The following is a 1,765-nucleotide window of genomic DNA, read 5'->3' on the forward strand; positions in this document are numbered from 1 at the left end:
CGGGACTGGTGAAAAAGTACCTTTTATAATTAGCCAATTTTAGTTAATGACAAAATTTCAAAGTCAAAACTAAAAATTCAATGAATTTTTAATGATTTTAACTTTGAAGGGGGAAAACCTTACGGTTTTCTCCTCTCTCTTAAGAAGATATCATCGCTGCTATTCTTTTAATATTTACTGCTATCGCAGCCAATTTTGATTGTTTAGACACGCCTAATAGACCATATCCCCTAGCACGAGATAGGCCATGAAACCTTTTGAGCTCCGCGTTCTTCCCTTCAATTGAAGCTCTTTTTTTATATTTTTCTAGAAACTCCTCGGTTTTTTGGTACTGAGAAATTTCATAGAACTCCGTTGTATTTTTCCCTACTGTAAGGATTCTTCTAGCCCTTTTTTGGGTACACTTATCCCTTAGTGGACATTCCTTACATTGTTGTAGTTCAAAATAATATTTATAACCTTCCCTTACACCGTCCTTATTATTAGATTTATAATATTTTTTGTCCACAGTGGAGTTTCCTTGAATGCATTGCCACTCATCTGAATCTTTGTTATATGTATACTGACTTTCGTCTATTCTATACACTAGTGAACTAACTGGTATAAAGGCTTTTGCTTCTGTCTCTTTTATATCATCCAATATAGACTTTCTAAAATAAGCCTTATCACCATAGACTTCTTCAATTTTAATCCCAGTCTTCTTTGTCTCTGCAAGCATTTCCTTAGCATAGTTCCCATCCATATAGGATCCATTAGCAGTTCTAACAGAAGTAATAATACGTTCTTCAGTTGTCATAACAAACTCTGTTTTGAATCCAAAGAAATCTTGCGATTTACTTTTGCGTCCCACTCTAGCATCCTCGTCAATAATGGAACGTAATCCTTTTTGATTTATAAACTTCGGATCTTCTAAAACTTGTTTAGCCTTATTGATAGCATTATAAGTATTATTATGTTTAGTATCAGATTGTTTTTCTGCTTCACCGATGACTGTTTCTAAATAGTCTTTCATAACCTTTTTTGCTTCACGATGATCTTGAATTTCTTGATACTCAGGTACCGTAGGTATATTCTCTAACTCTTGTCCAGTTTCTTCTGTGTAGGATTGAATAATTCCTCTGGCAAGGTGTTTCATTAACCGTTCAGGAGTTTTCTTCTTTGTATTAGCTTCAATATGAGTTGAATCTATACTCACACTTTTCCCTTTAAGAATACCTTTTTCAACACTTTGTTTTACTATTTCCATGATTATTTCATCTAAAGTAGATTCTCCCAAACGTTGTGTTCTAAATTTGGATAGAAGACTTTTATTAGGGAGAGTATCTTCTGGATTAATACCAAGAAAGTACATATAGGCAAGATTAAAACTTGCTTCTTCCCTAACTTTCTCGTCTGAAAGATCATATAAATATTGAAGAAAAAGAAGCTTACACATTAACTCTGGCTCTTTAGCGGGACGTCCAAACTCTTTACAATATGTATTTTCTAATAACCCGTTGATGAAGCTAAAATCTACTACTTTTGAAATTTTCTTAAGGATATGATTCTCAGGGATTTTATCGTATAATACAGAGTGAAAACTTAATTGCTTTGGCTCTTGTCGAAGCATAAGAAAAAACCTCCTAATGGTTGGTGTTTGGTCGCACTTATTATACCATTTAGGGGGTTTTTTCTGTTTAAATCCGAAGGATGTATTTAATTTCTAATAACTAATTCCTAATTTCGAGATAAAAAGACTAATTAATCGACTTTTTCACCAGTCCCG

At 33.4% G+C, this 1,765-nt stretch carries 1 pseudogene; it reads right to left on the bottom strand.

Annotation, left to right across the window (positions count from 1 at the left end):
- Window positions 1-142: 142 nt before the first annotated feature.
- A pseudogene (locus J7W16_RS21735) lies at window positions 143-1,609 on the bottom strand (IS1182 family transposase); the annotation flags it as partial.
- Window positions 1,610-1,765 lie beyond the last annotated feature (156 nt).

Source organism: Halalkalibacter suaedae (assembly GCF_017939705.1).
Lineage (GTDB): Bacteria > Bacillota > Bacilli > Bacillales > Bacillaceae_D > Halalkalibacter > Halalkalibacter suaedae.